The 19,255-nt window shown below is 61.6% G+C and carries 13 protein-coding genes; 8 read left to right on the forward strand and 5 right to left on the reverse strand.

The window, feature by feature from the left end; translation table 11 throughout:
- Positions 1–36 precede the first annotated feature (36 nt).
- From EIY72_RS11330 to EIY72_RS11350, 5 genes are all read left to right on the forward strand, one after another.
- On the forward strand, positions 37–1,395 hold the full coding sequence (locus EIY72_RS11330) for an MATE family efflux transporter (protein ID WP_093223542.1): 1,359 nt from the start codon (positions 37–39) through the stop codon (positions 1,393–1,395).
- An 88-nt stretch (positions 1,396–1,483) separates the two neighbouring features.
- Positions 1,484–2,155 (forward strand): phosphoribosyltransferase, encoded by a 672-nt coding sequence (locus EIY72_RS11335; RefSeq protein ID WP_093223539.1) that lies wholly within the window; start codon positions 1,484–1,486, stop codon positions 2,153–2,155.
- 295 nt (positions 2,156–2,450) lie between these two features.
- Positions 2,451–3,047: a hypothetical protein gene (locus tag EIY72_RS11340; protein ID WP_093223536.1), complete on the forward strand. Its 597-nt coding sequence runs from the start codon at positions 2,451–2,453 to the stop codon at positions 3,045–3,047.
- A complete protein-coding gene (locus EIY72_RS11345; protein WP_093223533.1) occupies positions 3,044–4,354 on the forward strand; it encodes an N-acetylmuramidase domain-containing protein in 1,311 nt (436 codons plus the stop codon). The genes EIY72_RS11340 and EIY72_RS11345 overlap by 4 nt, the downstream gene beginning before the upstream one ends.
- 122 nt (positions 4,355–4,476) lie before the next feature.
- Entirely contained in the window at positions 4,477–5,046 is a 570-nt protein-coding gene (locus EIY72_RS11350) for a YceI family protein (RefSeq protein ID WP_093223530.1), read from the forward strand.
- Positions 5,047–5,118: 72 nt separating this feature from the next.
- Here the strand turns inward: EIY72_RS11350 and EIY72_RS11355 are convergent, their stop codons facing one another.
- A complete protein-coding gene (locus EIY72_RS11355) occupies positions 5,119–7,242 on the reverse strand; it encodes a C1 family peptidase (RefSeq protein WP_093223527.1) in 2,124 nt (707 codons plus the stop codon).
- 318 nt (positions 7,243–7,560) lie between these two features.
- On the reverse strand, positions 7,561–10,959 hold the full coding sequence (locus EIY72_RS11360) for an Ig-like domain-containing protein (protein WP_093223524.1): 3,399 nt from the start codon (positions 10,957–10,959) through the stop codon (positions 7,561–7,563).
- Positions 10,960–11,219: 260 nt separating this feature from the next.
- Here EIY72_RS11360 and EIY72_RS11365 point away from each other — a divergent pair, with 260 nt between their 5' ends.
- The 3 genes from EIY72_RS11365 (at position 11,220) to EIY72_RS11375 (ending at position 15,293) form a co-directional block, all read left to right on the forward strand.
- Positions 11,220–11,729 carry a sigma-70 family RNA polymerase sigma factor gene (locus EIY72_RS11365; RefSeq protein ID WP_093223521.1) on the forward strand — a complete coding sequence of 170 codons (510 nt, stop codon included), beginning with the start codon at positions 11,220–11,222 and terminating at the stop codon, positions 11,727–11,729.
- A gap of 3 nt (positions 11,730–11,732) precedes the next feature.
- On the forward strand, positions 11,733–12,686 hold the full coding sequence (locus EIY72_RS11370; RefSeq protein WP_093223518.1) for a FecR domain-containing protein: 954 nt from the start codon (positions 11,733–11,735) through the stop codon (positions 12,684–12,686).
- Positions 12,687–12,803: 117 nt separating this feature from the next.
- The gene (locus tag EIY72_RS11375) at positions 12,804–15,293 is read left to right on the forward strand and encodes a TonB-dependent siderophore receptor (protein ID WP_093223515.1); all 2,490 of its coding nucleotides are present in this window, start codon (positions 12,804–12,806) and stop codon (positions 15,291–15,293) included.
- Positions 15,294–15,360: 67 nt separating this feature from the next.
- Here the strand turns inward: EIY72_RS11375 and paoC are convergent, their stop codons facing one another.
- The 3 genes from paoC to paoA are packed head-to-tail and all read right to left on the reverse strand — an operon-like array spanning position 15,361 to position 19,150.
- A complete protein-coding gene (paoC, locus tag EIY72_RS11380; protein WP_093223511.1) occupies positions 15,361–17,559 on the reverse strand; it encodes an aldehyde oxidoreductase molybdenum-binding subunit PaoC in 2,199 nt (732 codons plus the stop codon).
- Positions 17,556–18,512, reverse strand: coding sequence for an FAD binding domain-containing protein (locus tag EIY72_RS11385; RefSeq protein ID WP_093223508.1), 957 nt, complete (start codon positions 18,510–18,512; stop codon positions 17,556–17,558). Before EIY72_RS11385 ends, paoC begins: the two co-directional genes overlap by 4 nt.
- Positions 18,509–19,150, reverse strand: coding sequence for an aldehyde dehydrogenase iron-sulfur subunit PaoA (gene paoA / locus EIY72_RS11390; protein ID WP_093223505.1), 642 nt, complete (start codon positions 19,148–19,150; stop codon positions 18,509–18,511). The genes EIY72_RS11385 and paoA overlap by 4 nt, the downstream gene beginning before the upstream one ends.
- Between the last annotated feature and the right edge of the window lie 105 nt (positions 19,151–19,255).

Below are 19,255 nucleotides of genomic sequence, written 5' to 3' on the forward strand. Positions count from 1 at the left end.
AAAAATACTGTCCCCCCCAATCTAGACGGACCTTCAATGCAAAGCCCAAACCCCCTACGCCCTTTGTGGCAAACCTACCTGCTATTCCTCGCGCCCATGGTGCTGTCGAACTTCCTGCAATCCATGTCCGGCACGGTCAACAGCATCTACATCGGCCAGATGCTCGGCGTGCAGGCGTTGGCGGCGGTGTCGGGGATGTTTCCCATTGTGTTCTTCTTTATTGCCCTGGTGATCGGCCTTGGCGCGGGCGCGGGGGTGTTGATCGGGCAGGCGTGGGGGGCGCGGGAGACGCATCTGGTGAAGGCCATTGCCGGGGCGACCTTGTTGCTGGGGGGTTTGATCGGCTTGACGGCGGCGGTGTTGGGCAGTGTGTTTGCGCGTTCGGCACTGGTGGGCCTGGGTACGCCGGCGGATGTGCTGGATGACGCGGTGGCCTATGCCCATGTGATGCTGTGGATCATGCCGTCGCTGTTGGTGTTTGTGCTGTTCACCCAGTTGCTGCGCGGGGTCAGTGACACCTTGTCGCCGTTGCTGGCGCTGATCGTCTCGACCGGTGTCGGGCTGGCGCTGACGCCTGCGTTGATTCGCGGTTGGCTGTGGTTGCCGCCGATGGGTATCCAGAGCGCGGCCTGGGCCGGGCTGGCGGGTAACCTGCTGGCGATGGGTCTTCTGGCGTGGCGGTTGCTCAATAAGGGCCACCCGCTGGCGCCGGATCGCGAGTTTTTTGCGGCGATGAAGCTGGACATGGCGATCCTCGGCAAGGTGTTGCGCATCGGTTTGCCGACGGGGTTGCAGATGGTGGTGCTGTCGCTGTCGGAGCTGGTGATTCTGGCGCTGGTGAACCAGCACGGCTCACAAGCGACGGCGGCCTATGGCGCGGTCACGCAAATCGTCAACTATGTGCAGTTCCCGGCGCTGTCGATTGCGATTACCGCGTCCATCCTCGGCGCCCAGGCGATCGGCGCGGGGCGTCTGGAGCGCATGGGACCGATCCTGAAAACCGGCTTGTTGATCAACGTGTGCCTGACCGGCAGCCTGGTGGTGCTGGGTTATCTGCTCTCGCACTGGCTGCTGGGTTCGTTCCTCACCGAAGAGGCAACGCGGACACTGGCCGAACACCTGCTGCACATCATGCTCTGGAGCCTGTTGGTGTTCGGCTTCCAGGCCATCATCGGCGGCATCATGCGCGCCAGTGGCACGGTGATGGTGCCGGTGGCGATTTCGATTTTCTGCGTGCTCTGTGTGCAGTTGCCGGCGGCCTATCTGCTGGACGCGAAGTTCGGCCTGCAAGGGGTGTGGATGGCGTTCCCGGTGGCGTACCTGGGCATGCTGGCGTTGCAGACCCTGTATTACAAACTGGTGTGGCAGCATCAGAAAATCGAGCGGTTGGTGTAGCACGGCCCGGCGAGTGGGATAATTGCGATCACTCGCCGCACTTGGGTGGCGGGCCTGAATCCAGGCAATTCACTTGGGGAGGTGTGCAATGAGCCCCTTGTCCGATTCCATTTTGCAGGATCGAGCAGCGGCGGGGCGGCGGTTGATCGAGCCCTTGCAGCACTACGCCAATCGCCCTGACGTGATCATCCTGGCCTTGCCCCGTGGCGGCGTGCCGGTGGCCTATGAAGTGGCCAGGGCGTTGGGTGTGCGCCTCGACCTGATGCTGGTGCGCAAACTCGGCGTGCCGTCTCGCCCGGAGTACGCCATGGGCGCCATTGCCAGTGGCGGTATCCTGATTCGCAATGAGCAGGCGCTGCGTGCGCATCCCCTCTCACCGGTGGCATTCGATGCGGTGGTCGCTGGCGAAACCCGTGAGTTGTTGCGCCGTGAACAGGTCTACCGTGGCGCGCGGGCGCCGGTGCAGCTCAAGGATCGGGTGGTGATCCTGATCGACGATGGCCTGGCCACCGGCGCTTCGATGAGAGCGGCCATCCAGGCCGTGCGCAGGCAAGCACCGGCGCGCATCGTGGTGGCCGTGCCCGTAGCGCCCATCGAAACGATCGAGGCCCTGCGCGCCGAGGTGGATGAATGCGTCTGCCCGTTGATGCCGGAGTGGTTTACCTCGATTGGTCACTGGTACGTGGACTTTGCCCAGACGTCGGATCACGAGGTGGTCGACCTGTTGCAACGCCTATGGGGGGCTGAACAGCCTGTGTGAAATTAACGCCTTACTTGGTTTGTCTGCCTTTTATTAGTTGCCAGTCGAGGCAATCATTTGTCCGGGTTTTGTATCTAACCAGTGGAAACAAAGCCTATAACAAAAAGAAATATTGTCGTTGGGGCTGTTGGGTGTGTTTCCGACAAGTGGCTCAAATGTGGGCGGACGATTTTCGCCCTTGCGATAAGCTCTCTAATACTCTTTTTAAGTGTTTAATTGCTAAGTGTTTCAAACTTGAGAAAGTATCCGGAAGTGAGTCGCTTGATTACCACGAAACTATCCTTCAGGAGGCATGATGGCTCCCATTATTGCAGCGCTGGTCAGTGCCGGTTTGCGCTTGGTTGCCAACGCGGCATTGGTTAAAGGCAATGCCTTCATCGAAGAGAAAAGTGGCGTCAAACTGGACGACAGCCAAACCAAACTAAGCCCGGACGATGTGCAAAAGCTGCAGAAGTTTCAGATGGACTACGAAGAGGATCTACTGAAAATCCAGCTGGAAAACAACAAGATAGGCCTTGAGGAATCGAAGCTTGAGCTGGAGCGCTACAAGGCCCAGCTGGCGGATATCGCCGACGCCCGGGCAAATATGAGCAACATCCTGACCAACCCTAACGTGCCCTGGTACGCCAAGGCTATTCAGCCCGGGTTGGCGGTCGCGGTGGTGTTGGTGACCTTTGTTCTTTTTGCTTACTTTGTTTCCATAGTAGGCGACACCAATCCCCCCGATCAGGCGAAAAAAGAAGTATTGATTTATATACTCGGTGTTTTGTCTGCGGCGTTGACACAAGTGTTGGGCTTCTATTTTGGAAGTTCCCAAGGTAGTGCAGCAAAATCGGCACAAATCAGTCAGGCGCTTCAATCACAAGTCAGCAAAGATGACCAGAAATCATGAGCCTGGTTTTTGAGCAGATCAAGTTTCTTCAAGATATACGTCGGCTGCTGGAATTTGCGGAGAGCAATGGTTTGCTGGCAGTCGGCGGCGAACTGGAACGCAAACCCGAGATGCAGGAACTCTATTTGCGTGACGGTCGGGCCCGGACCATGGACAGCATGCACTTGCGTAAATGCGCCCTGGACCTGAACTTCTTCAAACAGCAGGGCGATGACATCCAGTGGGTTTCATCAAACTTTGAGCTGGAGGCGCTCGGTCAGTTCTGGGAGGCGCTCGACGGACGTAATGGCTGGGGCGGCCATGCAACCCCGGACATCGATATTGCCCATTTTGAAAGAAACCTCGGGGCATGGCCGACCCGCACGGTCTCGGATCTGGAGCCGGCGCTGGCGGATGTCGAGGTCATGGCGGTTTCCAGCGAGGACCGACCCTCGGCGGTCATTCAACGGGCCGAGGCGGGCACCCTGGTCAATTTGCGCCGCGGCTGCCAGGATCGCACGCTGATACTGCGCCTGCAGGAGAAGCTGCAGAAGCTGCAGAAGCTGCAACTCATCGACAGCCAGAGTGGTGAGTACGACGCCAAAACCGAAGCCGCCGTGGTCAAGTTCCAGAAGGATAACGACCTGATCGTCGACGGCATCGTCGGGCCCAAGACCTGGAACACCCTGGACGCCGCTATCGCCAATCCTGCCGACTCGCCAAACCCCGCCAATTCACTGTGGCTTGCCGATGCCGACATCGCCGATGCGGCGACGCAGTGGGCGCTGGATCAGGACATCGTGCGCGCCGTCTACAAAGTGGAGTCAAACGGGCGAGGCTTTGTCGACGGCTTCCCCAAATCCCTGTTCGAGGGCCATGTATTCTGGGCGCGCCTGCAAAAGTACGGCATCGATCCGCTGCGCCTGGCGCCGGGCAACCGGGACATTCTCTACCCGCGCTGGACCCGTGATTTTTACGGCAATGCGGTCAAGGAGCGTGATCGCCTGGCCCGGGCCCAGGCGATTCATTCGGCGGCGGCGCTGGAGTCGGCCTCCTGGGGCCTTTTTCAGATCATGGGCTATCACTGGAGCGATCTGGGCTACAGCGGCATCGATGCGTTCGTGGCGCTGATGAAGCAGCATGAGCGTGAGCACCTCAGGGCCTTCGGGCAGTTCATCAAGACCAGGACCTTGCGCAAAAAGCCTCTGGTGGATCTGTTGCGGAACCTTGAATGGGCGGATTTTGCCTACGCCTACAATGGTGCCGGTTATCGCGCCAATGCCTATGACGACAAGCTTGAAGCGGCTTACCGCAAATTCAAGGGCTGACAACCCACGGGGCATGCCCAAGCGCCATTGAGCGCAGGAGGTGGAATAAACCCCAGTTGTTTGCTTTAGTCCATCAGGGACTGAGCTCGCTGCCAACACGGGACCCCCGCCCGGAGAATCCGATGAACCTTCGACTCCTGCGTTTCATTGCATTGGCCGGCGCTGGGGCATTCGCTTTTGTGCCGGCGGCGCAGGCCGTTGTCTACAACGCGGTGAACAACACGGCCAGCACCATCAGCTTTACCTTTCAGCAGATGGGGTCGAGAAATTACGGCACCTTCGGCAAGTTCGCGGCAACGCTGGATTTCGATACCGACAATCCCTCTGCGGCCCACGCCACGCTCAGCATCGATCTGAACAGCATCGACGCCGGCAGCGAGGACGCCAATACCGAGCTGCAAAAAGCCGCCTGGTTCAACACCGCCGAGTACCCGGAGGCGAAGTTCGAATCGACGTCGGTCAAGGCCCTTGGCAATAGCCGCTACACCTTCACCGGCAATCTTTCCCTGCGTGGGCAAACCCGCGAAGTGAGTGTGCCGGTGCTGCTCAAGTCGGAAAACGCCATCGGCATTTTCGTCGGCGAGCTGACCCTCAAGCGTGACGACTTCAAGATGGGCGATGGTGAGTGGGCCGCCAGTGTGGTGTCCAACGACATCAATATCCAGTTCAGGATGGTCGCGCCACAGCGTTGACCCCCAGGGGCATTTGGCTTACACAAAATCTGTGCTCGACACAAAAACTGTGGGTGTTTTTCTCCCAATCACTCAGGCTTTTTTGGCCCTCGATGCCGCCGGTTTTTTCGCCTTGGCGGCTGGCGCCTTGCTCCGCGTCGGGGCCTTGGCGCCGACCGCCGCCGGTTTGGCCGGTGTCGCCCCGCCAATGATGTTCGACGTGCTTTTCTTCACTTGCGCGACGATGCTTTTTTGCGTCGGCACATCGTTATCGAAACCGCCATGGGAGGCATTGACCGAGTCATTGGACGGTGTGGTGACGTAGGTGAAGTTCGGCAGATTGAACACGGGCGAGGCCTTGACGTACTTGTCCATGCCCAGAATCGGCGTGCGCACGCCGGCCTCGAACGACTCGGACACCAGGTAGAGCAACGAACGCAGGTAAGGGCGGCAGGTGGGGTCCTGATTTTCCGCCAGGTCGGTCAGGGAAAACTGCAGGTAATTGGCCACCGTTTTACTCATCAGGTGCGGCAGCACCAGGCGTTCGAAGGTGTCGACGCGCACGGCTGGCGCCATCAGGTTCAACGAGGCAAAACGCAGCCCGGTGGCGGCGAGCCGATCAACGATGAAGCTGTGGACGATGGCACCCGCGGAATGGCCGATCAGGTGCAGGCGGAACTGGCCGATCTTGTTCGACGACAGGAAGGCCTGGTGCAGGATCTGCAGCCCGCTCTTCGGATTGCCGCTCAAGGCGTCGGCGTTCTGTTTCATCTCGCCCCACATCTTCGTACCAGGGGCAGAAAGGGCGCGCTCCAGACGCTTGTCGTAGAACTGTTTGACCGCGTCACCGAGCTCGGAAAACATCCCGCCGGTACTGCGCGGTACCTGGTTGTAGGCGTCCATGATCAGGTCGATCACGGTCTCCATGACCCCGGTTTCCCACATCAGGAAGATCGGGAAAATTTTTGCGTCGTACAGCAACGGCACCCACTCTTTGGCGGCTTCGGCGGCGGCCTTCTCGTCGTTGAGGCCACCGTGGGCATAGATCGCGATGTCGATCGGGTCGCTGGCCGACAAGCCCCAACGCTTGCGAGCCTCGCCCAGGTGGAAGTCGACCAGGTCCTCGACGTCTTCGGGGCGGGTGCGGAAGTCACCGGTCTGGCTCAACTCGCCGTTGTTGCCCAGGTCGATGATGAACGGATTGATTTCCCGATTGGCCAGCACGTCGGAGGTGGCGACGATGACATTGCCCGCCGAGGTTTCCCGCAGGGTCGTGGCTTCGGAAATCGCCCGGTGCTCGGCGGTCACCACACCCAGTTGCGGCGCCCAGCAGTCCATGGCGTTGAGCTGCCAGTCGGAGTAGGTGAGGATCGCGTAACCGGCGCTGCCCCAACCGGTGCCCCACGAGTTCTGGATCAGGAAACCGTCCTCGTTGTAGCCGACAATCACAAAGGCATGACCGCCGTCATCGAGCCCGGCTTTCTGGCTGGGAATACGCCAGTAATCGTCCCAACTGGTCGGTGGCGTGGCCAGTTGCGCGGCCTCGCCGGCGGCGACGCTCCAGCCCGAATGGCAGGCCGCACTGGCGTACAGCACACCGAGGTCATTGAGGGCCACGTGCATGTCGCTGATCGACAACGGATCGACCCGATAATAGGCCCCGAGCGGGCGTTGCACCGAGTCGATCCACCAGTCGGTGTCGGGCCGGTTGGTCGAGGCGGGCATGTCCAGGTTCGGCCACAGGTATGACGCGCAGGCACCTTGCTTGTACCAGCCTTTGAGCGCGCCGCGCAGGGTTGAGCCGCTGTCGTCAAGTTTGGCGGCCTGGTCCGGTTCAGGGTGAGCATTGGGCGCTTCGGGAATTTCATCGTAACGACGGGCCATGCTGTAGAGCATGAACGGCGAGATGGCCGGTTTGTTTTCGCGCTTGCCTTTGCTCAGCAGGTATTCGATCACCGTCGACAGGGCAAAACCGGTGCAGGCATTGGTCTGCAGCTGGTTTTTGATGGCCATCCACAGGGTCGGCATCAACGCCTTGGCCGGTTGCAGTCCGACCGGTGGCTGATAGAGCCGGTCACGTAAATCCAGCTGGTCCGGGCATACCGGGAGGCGGCGCAGCAGGGTGTTTTCGCTGATCGCTGTTGTGGCTTTTTTGCGGGTCGTGGTTCTGGTTTTGCTGGCGGTCGCAGGCGCGGCCTTGCGAGGAGAGGTGGCCATCGTGGCTCCTTGGAAACTCGGGCAGTTGCGGATTTGGGGGCGGCCAAGGCCGGTACAGGCACCGGTATGGGCATGTCACAAAACGGTAGATGAAGTGGGCCTGGTTTCAAGCTCGAGCGTTCTCCTGGCCTGACTGGCGGTCGGTTTTTTTCGTGGCCCTCGGTGCGTTTGTTTTGGCCATCACTCAATGCCTGTCCATCGGCGTGCTGTTGCCAATGCCGCCCGAACGCGCGCGGATCCAGGGCAGCATCACCTGTTGGCCCACAAATGAAAAACGCCCGGTCCACCTTGCATGGACCGAGCGTTCATCGTGCCGCCCTAGTGCGCGGCGATAGGCGCTGTCACCGACTTGCCGAAGGCCGAGGTGATGGTCACGGTCGGGTTCGTGGTCGGACCGGCACCCGTGGTCGTCACCGATACCCGCCAGCGCGCTCCGGTACCGGTTGGCGTGAGGATGGCGGTGCCCAGGTTCAGCGGGCCGGCGGTGGTCGAGGCGAACACCGTGAGGGTGTTGCCTGTGCCGCGCGAGGTGGTGCCCGCCAGGTCCCAGGTGTAGCGGCTGTTGCTGCGACTGGTGACCGAGGCGCTGGTGACGATCAGGTCCTCGTTGACTGCCGCCGGTGCCGAGACGGCCACCGAAACAGTCGCCGGTGCCGACACCGCATCCTTGGCGTCACTGGCCTGGTAGGTGAAGGTCGCGGTGAATGGCGCGGGAACCGTGGCCGGTGGGGTATAGAACACGCGCACGCCATCGGTGGTGACGGTGCCCTTGCCCGAGTCCGGTTGTTCCAGGCCGACCACTTTGAGCGGCAGGTTTCCGTCCGGGTCGGTGTCGTTGGCCAGCACGTTGATGGTCACCGGTTGCCCGTTGTTGCTGGTGGCGCTGTCGGGGTTGGCCACCGGTTTCTTGTTGTCGCCCTGGTTGTCGTCGCCCGTGCCACCGGTGCGGAAGGTTGGCAGGGCGGCGGAGTTGACGTAGGTGACACCATCCCAACCCGGCAACGGTGTCGGCATCAGCTGGAACTGACCCGGATGTTCCACGTCCCAACGCAGCAGCATCGAATTGTCTTCGTGCTGGGTGTTGTGGCAGTGCTCCATGTAGGTCCCGGCGAATTCACGGAAGTGAATGGCCATTTCCACGTCCACCGAACTGTCGATGCCTTCGCCGATGCGGTAGACGTCCTTGCGTGCCCATTTTTCCCATTCCGGCGGCGCCTTGCCGTCGCGGCTGAGGATGATGCCTTCCTCGAAGTGCACGTGCACCGGATGGTTCCAGCCGTTGCCGCCGTTCTTGATTTTCCACACCTCCAGGGTGCCGTCGCCGGAGAAGCCGGCATCGGTCGGGCCGGTGGCCAGTTGCGGCGCGGCGCTGAGGCGGCGTGGGTCCATGTTGTAGCCGAAGCCGCCGTCGGTCTTGACCGTCCAGGGTGCTTCGTCGGTACCGTCGGAGCGACCGAAGGTGAACTCGCGATGGCGTGCCACCTTGAGCTTGGCCTGCACGGCCGGGTCGTCTCGATTCAGGGTCAGCGGGATCATCACCTTGCCCGCGGCTTTACCCGGTTTTGCCGGTTCGTAGTCCGCCGGGTTCATGCTCAGGTCCTGACCGGAATAAGGCTGAACCACAAGCTGCATGAACTTGCCCACGGTCGGATCGCCCTTGTCCCATTCCGGCCCTTTGCTGCCTTGCTTGATCACCGCTTTGTATTTTTCCGAGAGTACGTCGGCCAGGCTCAGCTCGTTTTTTTCCGGGCCCTTGCCGGTCTTGTGTTCCAGCAGGTTGACGAAGTACAGCTTGTCGCCGGGGCTGATGCCGTTTTTCGCGAAGTTGACGATGATGTCGTAGCGTTCGGCAATGCCTTGGGTCGGCAGGATGGCGTTGTGATCCTGTAGGTCGCCGTCGCCGTCCAGGTCCATGCTGCCGTCGAAAGGCACGGCATGTTCCATCAGGTTGCCGTCGTTGCCGACCATGTGGAACGGCACGCGGTTGTACGACACGCCTGAGCCCGGTGGGCCCTGGAATTCACCGCTGGTGCCGGCAATTTCACGCACCACGGCAAACTTGAAGTAGCGTGACACCGAACCATTGAGGATGCGGAAGCGGTAGCTGCGCGCGCGCACTTTCAGGCGCGGCTGGTACTGCCAGTTGACCAGGATCTGGTCGCCGAGGAAGCCGTCGGTGTTGAACGGGTTGAACCACAACTGGCCGTTTTCATCCCAGGCCTTGTCGGCGATCACCAGGTTGACGTCGTAGTCGCGGTTGCCCCAGGGCAGGGCCGAGCCGCTGGGCAGGCGCAGGTTGACGCCGTCCTCCAGCGCTTCGTTGCCGCGGTCCAGGGCGCTATAGTAGTTCATCATCACCGCGTTGCCCTTGTAGACGTTCTGCGCGGTGAAATCGAGCATGTGGTCGTGGAACCAGTGGGTGCTCATGGTCTCGCGCCAGTCACCGCGAATCTTGATGCTGCCGTTGTCGCATGTTTTCAGGCCCGGGCTGGCATCGTTGACGAACAGGGTTTCGCCGGGCGCGCAGGGGAACGCCGCGCGCGGGTCGGTGGCGGTGGTGTTGATGGAGTCGTAGCCGGCCAGCTGGATCGGCCAGCGATAGTCGTAGTACTGCCCTGGAAAGAAGAACGCGTTGGCATAACCGTCGCTTTCCGCCGGGGAGTGACCGTTGTGTTCGTGGGTGCTGATGGTGTGCAGACCGAAACCGGCGTTGGCGGCCGGGTCGATCGGCAGGGCGTTGTAGTGACGCATCAGGGTGGGTTGACCGTAGCGCACCATCAACAGCTTGGGCGGAAAGGTGCCGTCGAAGGTCCACAGCGAATTATGGTTTTGCAGGGGGAAGTTGGGGTGGAACCGGGTGTCGATACCCTTGGTGGTGCCGGTTGTGGTCGGGATGTCCGAGGTCTGGTAATAGAGCCCGCCGGGGCCGAATTCACCGACGGCATAGTTGTGCAATTGACGACGGTCGCGCATACCGCCGTTGAGCTTGGCTCCCGCCTGCACGGTCTTGAATGCGACCTGCGGGAAAAACTCGTTCCAGCGCTGATGGGACCAGCCTTTTCCTGGTGGGCGACCTTCAGCCGGCGAACCCACCGGATGTCGGTTGAGGAAGGCTTCGATCTGCGCCTGCCACGGATTGCGGTCCAGCACGTTGGAGAACTGTGAAGGAAACGGATAGATCCCCGGCTGGCGCATGAAGGCTTCCAGCGCTGCGGGCGCCGGGCTGCTGCGGGCGACGTTGTTCGGGTCCTGCTGGGGCATCGGGCCGAGGGTCGGCACCGGGAAGGTCAGCGGTGGCGCTGGCAGCGTCGGGTCGAGTTTTTCCGTGCCGAACTCTTCGAACAGCAGCAGCTGCTGGGTGAACGGCTGGGCCCCGAACAACGGGCTGGGTTTGCCGTTGGTGGGGAAGTTGAATGAGGTTTGTGCGCTGGGTTGCAGCACGTTGTCAGCTCGCGGGGTGTTGCGATCACCGAAGACGCCATTGGGCAGGGCAATGGCGCCCTGGTTGGCTTCGGGCAGTGTCGGCAAGACGTCGAGCGCGGCTTTCGGGTCGGCCGGTGGGTTGCTGTAGGCCGAAGGGTCTGTGGGTGGCGGTTGGCTGACATCGTCCAGTGGGACGGCGTTGGCGGTGCTCAGGCTGAGGTTGATCAGCATCACGGCGGTGATGCCCGGGTTCCTGAAAAAGCTCAGCGACTTGTGATCAGGGGTGCTTTTCATCTTGGTTCTCTCGGGGGCGCGCCTTGGTGACGGGCGCATGCAAAGCACGCTTCGCAAAAGCCGAGCCAACTCGAAAAACCGTTTTGTTTCAAATTGTTGGATCCATTAAGCCATTGAACAGTGGGGGATTTTGCGCAAAGTCGGGGGAGAAAACCGTTCTCACTTACCCATTTTTCACCCGATAGATCCAGCCTTGCCAAATCATGTCAGCTTGTAGAAAATGAGAGTCATTATCAAATAAGTACTGTTCCGGGTTTTCCATGTCCTCTGTTGATCTCTCGCTTCAACACGCCGTGCATTCGCTGTACGAGGAGCATCACGGCTGGCTGTGTGGCTGGCTGCGCAAGCGTCTGGGTTGTGTCGAGCATGCGGCGGACCTGGCGCAGGACACCTTCATGCGTGTGCTCACCCAGCGCAAGACCGAGCCATTGCGCGAGCCACGGGCGTACCTGAGCACCATCGCCCGCAGCCTGATGATCGATATGTTCCGCCGTCGTGCGCTGGAACAGGCGTATCTGGAAACCCTGGCGGCGATGCCCGAGCCGCTGGGGTTGTCGCCGGAAACCCGTGAACTGATCATAGAAACCCTGATGGAAATCGACCGTCTGCTCGATGGCCTGGGGGAGCGCACTCGGGAGATTTTCCTGTTGGCCCAACTCGACGGCTTGAGTTACGTCGAGATTGGCCGGCGCATGAACGTGTCGGTCAACACCGTGAAGAAACACGCAGTGCGCGCCTTGACCCACTGCCTGTTGCTGATCGAGGACTGAGGCGTGCCAAACCCGCAACCGCTGGATTATGCGACCCTCGAAGCGGCCGCACGCTGGTACGTTGATTTACGCGAAGCCGCGCCGGACGAAGCTGTTCGCGAAGCGCACCGGCGCTGGCTGGAGCGTGATGCGCGGCATGTACAAGCGTGGGAGCGGCTGGCGCGATTGCACGACAAGCTCGGCCAGATCAATCCCGCCGTCGGCCGTCCGACCCTGGCCGGTGCCCGGGCCAAGCGCCGTGAGGTGCTCAAGATCTTGTCGATTCTGTTGATGGCAGGCGGGGCGGGCACGCTGGCGTGGACCACCACGCCATTGCCGAGCCTGATGGCCGATCTTCGTACCGGCACCGGCGAGCGCCGTCGTTTGCGGCTGGACGACGGCACGCAACTGCAACTCAACACGGCGACAGCAGTGGACGTGCGCTATAGCAACGGTCTGCGCGAAGTGCGTCTGCTGCGAGGTGAAATCCAGATCGTGACAGCGCGGGATGCACTGGCGCGGCCGTTTGTCGTGCACACCCCGGAGGGCAGCATCCGTGCCCTGGGTACGCGCTTTGTGGTGCGCAGCGAAGCGGGGTGCAGTCAGGTCAGCGTCCAGGAACACGCGGTGGAGGTGCGCAACACCAGCTTTGCCGGTACGGCGGTGCGCGTCGAAGCCGGGCAGCAATTGAGTTTCCGCGAAAATACCCTCGAAGCGCTGCAACCGGCCACCCCTCAAGCCGACGCCTGGACCCAGGACATGCTCGTGGCCAACGACTGGCGCCTGGGCGATTTCATTGAGGAGTTGCAACGCTATCGCCCGGGTCATCTGGGTTGTGATCCGGCGGTTGCCGGGCTGCGGATTTCCGGGGCCTTCCATCTGGGCAATACCGACACGGTGCTGGACAACCTGACGGCCACGCTGCCGGTGCGCATCCGTCGCTTCAGTCGTTTCTGGGCGTCGGTGGAGCCGGTTTGAATTCAGTCGTTTAAAAAAAATTGCGAAAGGTGTTGTTGATTCTGATTCTCGTTCGACTTGGTAGATACGGGCGCAACAGACGCCAGCCATCACTGCCAACGGGCGAAAGGAAACTGCATGACCCCTCGCAACCCCCAACACCGCATTGCTTCTACCCACTCTCGTGTCAAACCCTTGAGCCATGCCGTGCATGCTGCGCTGTTGGGCGTGGCGCTGGCCGCTCCCTTGGGGATGGCGCTGGTGGCGCAACCTGCCTGGGCGCAAACCGCTGGCGAAGCACAATTCAACATTGCGCCAGGCCCATTGGCTGCGGCACTGACCCAGTTCGCGGCCACCGCCGGTGTGACGGTGTCTTTCGATCCGGCCCACGCCAACGGCCAGCGCACGGCCGGCCTACAGGGGCGCTACAGCCCTGATGCCGGTCTGCGCCAGTTGCTGGCCGGGAGCAAGCTGGAGGCGGTGCGCCACGACAATGGCAGTTATTCGCTGCTGCCGATCGTCGCCAGCGGTGCGGCGCTCCAGTTGGGCGCCACCAGCATTTCCGGCGCGCAGATCGAGTCGGCCTACGGGCCGGTGGACGGCTACGTCGCCACGCGCAGTGCCACGGGCACCAAGACCGACACACCGATCCTGGAAATCCCGCAGACCATCAACGTCGTCACCGCCGCCCAGGTGGAAACCCAGGGTGCACGTAACCTGACCCAGGCGCTGCGCTACACGCCGGGGGTGAATACCGGCGGTTACACGGATCGCAACTCGATCGCCGACGAGATCACCAGCCGTGGTTTCGCGCCGACGCCGTTGTACCTCGATGGCGCCTACATCCCTTACGCGGGCAGTCTGGGCGGCGCGCCGCAAATCGACCCGTACACCCTGGAGCGCATCGAAGTGCTCAAGGGACCGTCGTCGGTGCTCTACGGTCAGAACCAGCCCGGCGGCCTGATCAACATGGTCTCCAAGCGTCCCACCAGCGAACAGCGCAGCCAGGTCAAACTGGGCGCGGGCAGTTACAACCGGGTCAACGGTGCCTTCGACAGCAGCGGCCCGATCGATGAGCAGAAGCAATTTCTCTATCGCATCGTCGGCGTGGCGGACAAGGGCAACGAACAGGTCGATCACAACAACAGCCAACGCAAGCTGCTCGCACCCAGCCTGACCTGGAACATCAACGACGACTCCGCCCTGACCCTGCTGGCGCAGGTGCAGCGCGACGACGGCGTGCCGGACTACCAGTCGCTGCCGCGGATCGGTTCCCTGGATCGCGGCCCAAACGGCGAGCGCATCAATCGGCACTTCTTCTCTGGCGACAGTGATTTCAACGATTACAAACGCGATCAGTACGTTTTTGGCTATGACTTCACCCACGATTTCAGCGAAGACCTGAAATACCGCTCCTCGGCGCGCTACACCGACGTGCGCGACCAGTACAAGGGTTTCTACCTGCGCAGTTTTGTCACCGATGCCGACGGCGTGACCGATTACACCCACGCCAACCGTGCCAAGGTCGATTGGCGCCAGCACAACATCGCCTGGACGGTGGACAACAACCTGGAATACCGCTTTAACACCGGCGCCCTGGAACACACGACGCTGATGGGCGTGGACTATCGCCACTTCACTCGCAAATATGACGGCTACAACGCCAGCAACGTGTTGCCGGTGGACCTGTACGGCAAGAACAACTACGACACCAGCAGCGTGATGCCGACCCTGACCACGAAGTGGGACAACACATTGCGCCAGACCGGTGTGTACCTGCAGGACCAGATCAAACTGGACAAGTGGATCCTGACCATCGGCGGGCGCCAGGACTGGGCGGAAATCGACAACAAGGACCTGCTGGCGTCCAGCATCGAAGAGAAACGTGACAGCCAGTTCACCGGCCGCGTGGGCCTGACCTACGTCACCGATTTCGGTCTGGCGCCTTATGTCAGCTACTCCGAATCCTTCCTGCCGACCCTCGGCACGGCGGCGCCTGAGCGCGGCGGCAAAGCTTTCGAGCCGACCAAGGGCGAGCAGTACGAAGTGGGGGTGAAGTATCAGCCGTTCGAGAAGACGCTGATCACCGCATCCATCTATGAGGTCAAGCAGAAGAACGTGCTGACCGGCGACACGGTGTACACCGAGTACATGGCCCAGAGCGGTGAAATACGCTCGCGCGGTATCGAACTGGAGGTCAAGTCGAGCCTGCAGAACATCGACGTCATGGCGGCGGCCAGTTACATGGATTCGTTCTACACCAAGGACTCCTGGGGCGCGCAGGACAACCGCAATGAAGCGCAGGCACCGGTGTCGGCGTCGGCCTGGATCGACTATCACTTCACCCAGGCCAACCTCAACGGGCTGACCTTCGGCGCGGGGGCGCGCTACACCGGACGCAAACCAGGTGACCAGGCCAACAGCTTCGACGTACCGGCCTGGGTCGTCTACGACGCCACCGTCAGTTACGACATGGGCAAGCTGGACCCGAGCCTGCGTGGCCTGCAAACGCGGCTGAACGTACAGAACATCTTCGACCGCGAGTACGTGTCGGACTGCAACTATGCGTTTGGTTGCTACTACGGGCAGGAGCGGGTGGCTTCGGTTGAGATGACCTACGACTGGTAAACGGCGACGCCATGGCGCTGTGTCAGCATTGCTGAGGCTGGATGTTCCGGCCTCATCGCGAGTCCATTCAACTCATCGGCGGCAATTTGTCGAGCAGCTTGTCCAGCGTAATAGGGTACTCACGAACCCGAATACCGGTAGCGTTGTAAACCGCATTGGCAATCGCCGCACTGACCCCGCACAGGCCCAACTCACCGACCCCCTTGGCCTTCATCGGCGAAGAAACCGGGTCGGTTTCGTCAAGGAAGATCACCTCCTGGTGCGGAATGTCCGCATGCACCGGCACCTCGTAGCCGGCCAGGTCGTGATTGACGAAAAAGCCCAGTTGCCTGTCCACCGCCAACTCTTCCATCAACGCAGCGCCGACGCCCATGGTCATGGCGCCGATCACCTGGCTGCGCGCCGAGGTTGGATTGAGGATGCGACCGGCGGCGCACACCGCAAGCATTCGCCGCACGCGGGTTTCCCCCGTGGCGCTGTCGACGGCCACTTCAACAAAGTGCGCACCAAAAGTTGATTGCTGGAACTTCTTGCTCAGCTCGGCGAACTCGATGGCGTCTTCGGCAACCAGCTCACCGTTCCTCGCGGCATCGCGCAGCGGCAGGTTTTGCTCGCCGACACGCACGTGCCCATCGACGAACTCGGCGTCTTCCACTGATACCCCCAGCCGCTGCGCAACTGCCTCACGCAACTTGACGCAGGCCGCATACACACCCGCTGTCGAACAGTTACCGCCGAACTGGCCCCCCGAACCCGATGATGCCGGGAAACTCGAATCCCCCAAACGCACCACGACCTGATCCAGGCCGACACCGAGCATCTCGGCTGCCGTCTGGGCGATGATGGTGTAGCTGCCGGTACCGATGTCGGTCATGTCGGTTTCCACGGTCACGATACCCCGGTCGTTGAGCCTGACCCGCGCGCCGGATTTAACCGTCAGGTTGTTGCGAAAGGCCACCCCGACGCCCATGCCGATCAACCAGCGACCTTCGCGTTGGTTGCCGGGCTGCGCATGACGACGATCCCAGCCGAAACGCTCGGCGCCGGTGCGCAGGCATTCAATCAGATGGCGTTGGGAGAAGGGGCGTTCGGGTTTCACCGGATCGACCTGGGTGTCATTGAGAATGCGGAACTGCACCGGATCGATGTTCAGTTTGTGCGCCATCTCGTCCATGGCGATTTCCAGCGCCATCATCCCCGGTGCTTCACCAGGTGCACGCATGGCATTGCCTTCGGGCAGATCGAGGGTCGACAGGCGCATGGTCACCCGGCGATTTTCGGCGGCGTAAAGCAACTTGCTCGGTTGCGCCGCCAGTTCGACCTTGCCGCCCGGCAAGTCACCGGACCAGCCTTCATGGGCCATGGCGGTGATCTTGCCGTCCGCCGTGGCGCCGATGCGGATGCGCTGGATCGTCGCCGGGCGGTGCGTGCAATTGTTGAAGATCAACGGCCGGGTCAAGGCGACTTTCACCGGGCGTTTCGCCAGGCGCGCGCCGAGGGCGGCAAGTACCGTATCCGCACGGATGAACAGCTTGCCGCCAAAACCACCGCCGATGTACGGCGAGATCAGGCGCACGTTTTCCTTGGGAATGCCGAGGGTAGTGGCGAGGTCGTCCACCGACCAGGCGATCATCTGATTGGAGGTCCACAGGGTCAGTTTGTCGCCATCCCAGGCGGCCATCGAGGCCATGGGTTCCATCATCGCGTGGGCTTGATCGGGTGTGCTGTAGGTGGCGTCCAGTTGCACCGGTGCTGCGGCAAAGGCGCCGTCGAAATCACCGTGCAGGGTGTCGGCCATTTGCTCTTTTTCTTCGACGCCGGACGCTTGCACGCTGCGCAGATCGAAGGCACCGTCGCTGCGTTGATACTGAACGTCGATCAAGCTTGCAGCGGCCTGCGCCTGTTCGAAGGTCTCTGCCACCACCAGCGCCACGGCCTGGTGGTAATGCTGGATCTCCGGCCCGCCAAGCAGTTTTGCCGTGTTGTATTTGCCTTTGCCGAGTTTGCCGGCGTTAGCCGCCGTGACGATGGCCAGCACCCCCGGCGCGGCCTGTGCCTGTTCAAGCTTCATCGAGGTAATTCGGCCCTTGGCAATGGCGGCGCCGACCACCACGCCATACGCCTGGTTGGCCACGGCGTCGTGATGTTCGTAGGCGTAGGGCGCTTGCCCGGTGGTTTTCAGCGGCCCTTCGATGCGCGTGGTGGCCTTGCCGATGACCTTCAACTGATCGATGGGATTGGTTTGTGCAGGGGTGTCGAATTTCATGCCTGTTCCCTCGCTTGGGCCAATACCGCCGCCAGGGTGCGCTCGACCAGTAGCAGTTTGAAGGCGTTGTCATGGGTCGGTGTTGCGCCGTCAAGCAACTGTCCGACGACGGCCTTTGCGCCGTTGGGCATCTCGGTCTCGGCACGTTCCACGCGCCAGGGTTTGGGCGCGATGCCGCCGAGGGCGATGCAGCCACGACCGTCCTTTTGCACGATGGCCGCCACCGAGACCAGCGCGAAAGCGTAGGACGAGCGGTCGCGAACTTTCTGGTAGATATGCGTGCCGCCCAGCGGTCGCGGCAAGGTCACCGCGGTGATCAATTCGTTGGGCGCCAGGCTGTTTTCGATGTTCGGTGAATTGCCGGGCAGGCGATGCAGTTCAGACAGCGGGAAGGTGCGCGTCGAACCATCGGGCTTGATGGTTTCGACCTGGGCATCCAGAGCGCGCATCGCCACGGCCATGTCGCTGGGATGGGTGGCGATGCAGGCGTCGCTGACGCCGATCAGGCCCAGTTGTCGACTGAAGCCGGCAATCGCCGCGCAGCCACTGCCGGGCTGACGCTTGTTGCAGGCCTGGTTGGGGTCGTAGAAATACGGGCAACGCGTACGCTGCAGCAGGTTGCCGGCGGTGGTGGCGACATTGCGCAATTGCCCGGAAGCGCCGGCGAGCAGGGCCCGGGCCAGCAATGCGTAATCCTTGCGAATGCGCGGATGAGCGGCAAGGTCAGTGTTGCGCACCAAGGCGCCAATGCGTACGCCACCGTCCTGTGCAGCCTCGATCCGGTCAAGCCCTACATCGTTGACGTCGATCAGATAGGCCGGTGTCTCGATCTCCAGCTTCATCAGGTCGAGCAGGTTGCTGCCGCCGGCAATGAACCTTGCGCCACTGACTTGAGCCGCCAGCGTGGCGGCTTCGGCGGGGGATTGGGCGCGTAGATAAGTGAACGGTCTCATGCATTCACCCCCGCGACTTCGCTGATCGCCTCGATGATGTTGGAGTAGGCTCCGCACCGGCAGATGTTGCCGCTCATGCGCTCCTGGATTTCCCCGGCGATCAATTGCGGCGGTTCGGTGAGGCTGGGGCTGGCGTGGCTGGGGATGCCCTGGCGAATTTCTCCCAGCACCGCCACCGCCGAGCAGATCTGCCCGGGCGTGCAATAGCCGCACTGATAGCCGTCGTGCCTGATGAAGGCGGCTTGCATCGGATGCAATTGATCCGGTGTGCCAAGGCCTTCGATGGTGGTGATCTTCGAGCCCTGATGCATCACTGCCAGGGTCAAGCACGAATTGATCCGCCGACCATTGGCGATCACGGTGCAAGCACCGCACTGGCCGTGGTCGCAGCCTTTTTTGCTGCCGGTCAGGTGCAGGTGTTCGCGCAGGGCATCGAGCAGGGTCGTGCGGGTATCAAGGTCCAGTTCGTATTGTTGATCATTGACCCACAGCGACAGGCTGGTGGTGATCGGTCGTGACGAATTGACTGCGCTGGCGCGCGCACTGATGAACGGTGGCAGTACAGCGGTTGCGGCAGTCACCACGCCTAGGATCAACAGGTGGCGTCGGGACATCGGCAACAGGTCAGGCGTATCCATCGGTTCGATCCTCTGGCGTCATCGCGAATGCAGCAGGGCGCAGGGCGCTGAAAAGCCCTCATTGCTTGATTGACTCGTGCGCAGGGCGAAAAGTTTTTTTTCGTT

It is taken from the genome of Pseudomonas vancouverensis, assembly GCF_004348895.1.
GTDB lineage: Bacteria > Pseudomonadota > Gammaproteobacteria > Pseudomonadales > Pseudomonadaceae > Aquipseudomonas > Aquipseudomonas vancouverensis.

Coding starts and splice junctions, on each gene's coding strand:
- EIY72_RS11330 (WP_093223542.1), top strand. CDS start 37: ATGCAAAGCCCAAACCCCCTACGCCCTTTGTGGCAAACCTACCTGCTA.
- EIY72_RS11335 (WP_093223539.1), top strand. CDS start 1,484: ATGAGCCCCTTGTCCGATTCCATTTTGCAGGATCGAGCAGCGGCGGGG.
- EIY72_RS11340 (WP_093223536.1), top strand. CDS start 2,451: ATGGCTCCCATTATTGCAGCGCTGGTCAGTGCCGGTTTGCGCTTGGTT.
- EIY72_RS11345 (WP_093223533.1), top strand. CDS start 3,044: ATGAGCCTGGTTTTTGAGCAGATCAAGTTTCTTCAAGATATACGTCGG.
- EIY72_RS11350 (WP_093223530.1), top strand. CDS start 4,477: ATGAACCTTCGACTCCTGCGTTTCATTGCATTGGCCGGCGCTGGGGCA.
- EIY72_RS11355 (WP_093223527.1), bottom strand. CDS start 7,242: ATGGCCACCTCTCCTCGCAAGGCCGCGCCTGCGACCGCCAGCAAAACC.
- EIY72_RS11360 (WP_093223524.1), bottom strand. CDS start 10,959: ATGAAAAGCACCCCTGATCACAAGTCGCTGAGCTTTTTCAGGAACCCG.
- EIY72_RS11365 (WP_093223521.1), top strand. CDS start 11,220: ATGTCCTCTGTTGATCTCTCGCTTCAACACGCCGTGCATTCGCTGTAC.
- EIY72_RS11375 (WP_093223515.1), top strand. CDS start 12,804: ATGACCCCTCGCAACCCCCAACACCGCATTGCTTCTACCCACTCTCGT.
- paoC (WP_093223511.1), bottom strand. CDS start 17,559: ATGAAATTCGACACCCCTGCACAAACCAATCCCATCGATCAGTTGAAG.
- EIY72_RS11385 (WP_093223508.1), bottom strand. CDS start 18,512: ATGAGACCGTTCACTTATCTACGCGCCCAATCCCCCGCCGAAGCCGCC.
- paoA (WP_093223505.1), bottom strand. CDS start 19,150: ATGGATACGCCTGACCTGTTGCCGATGTCCCGACGCCACCTGTTGATC.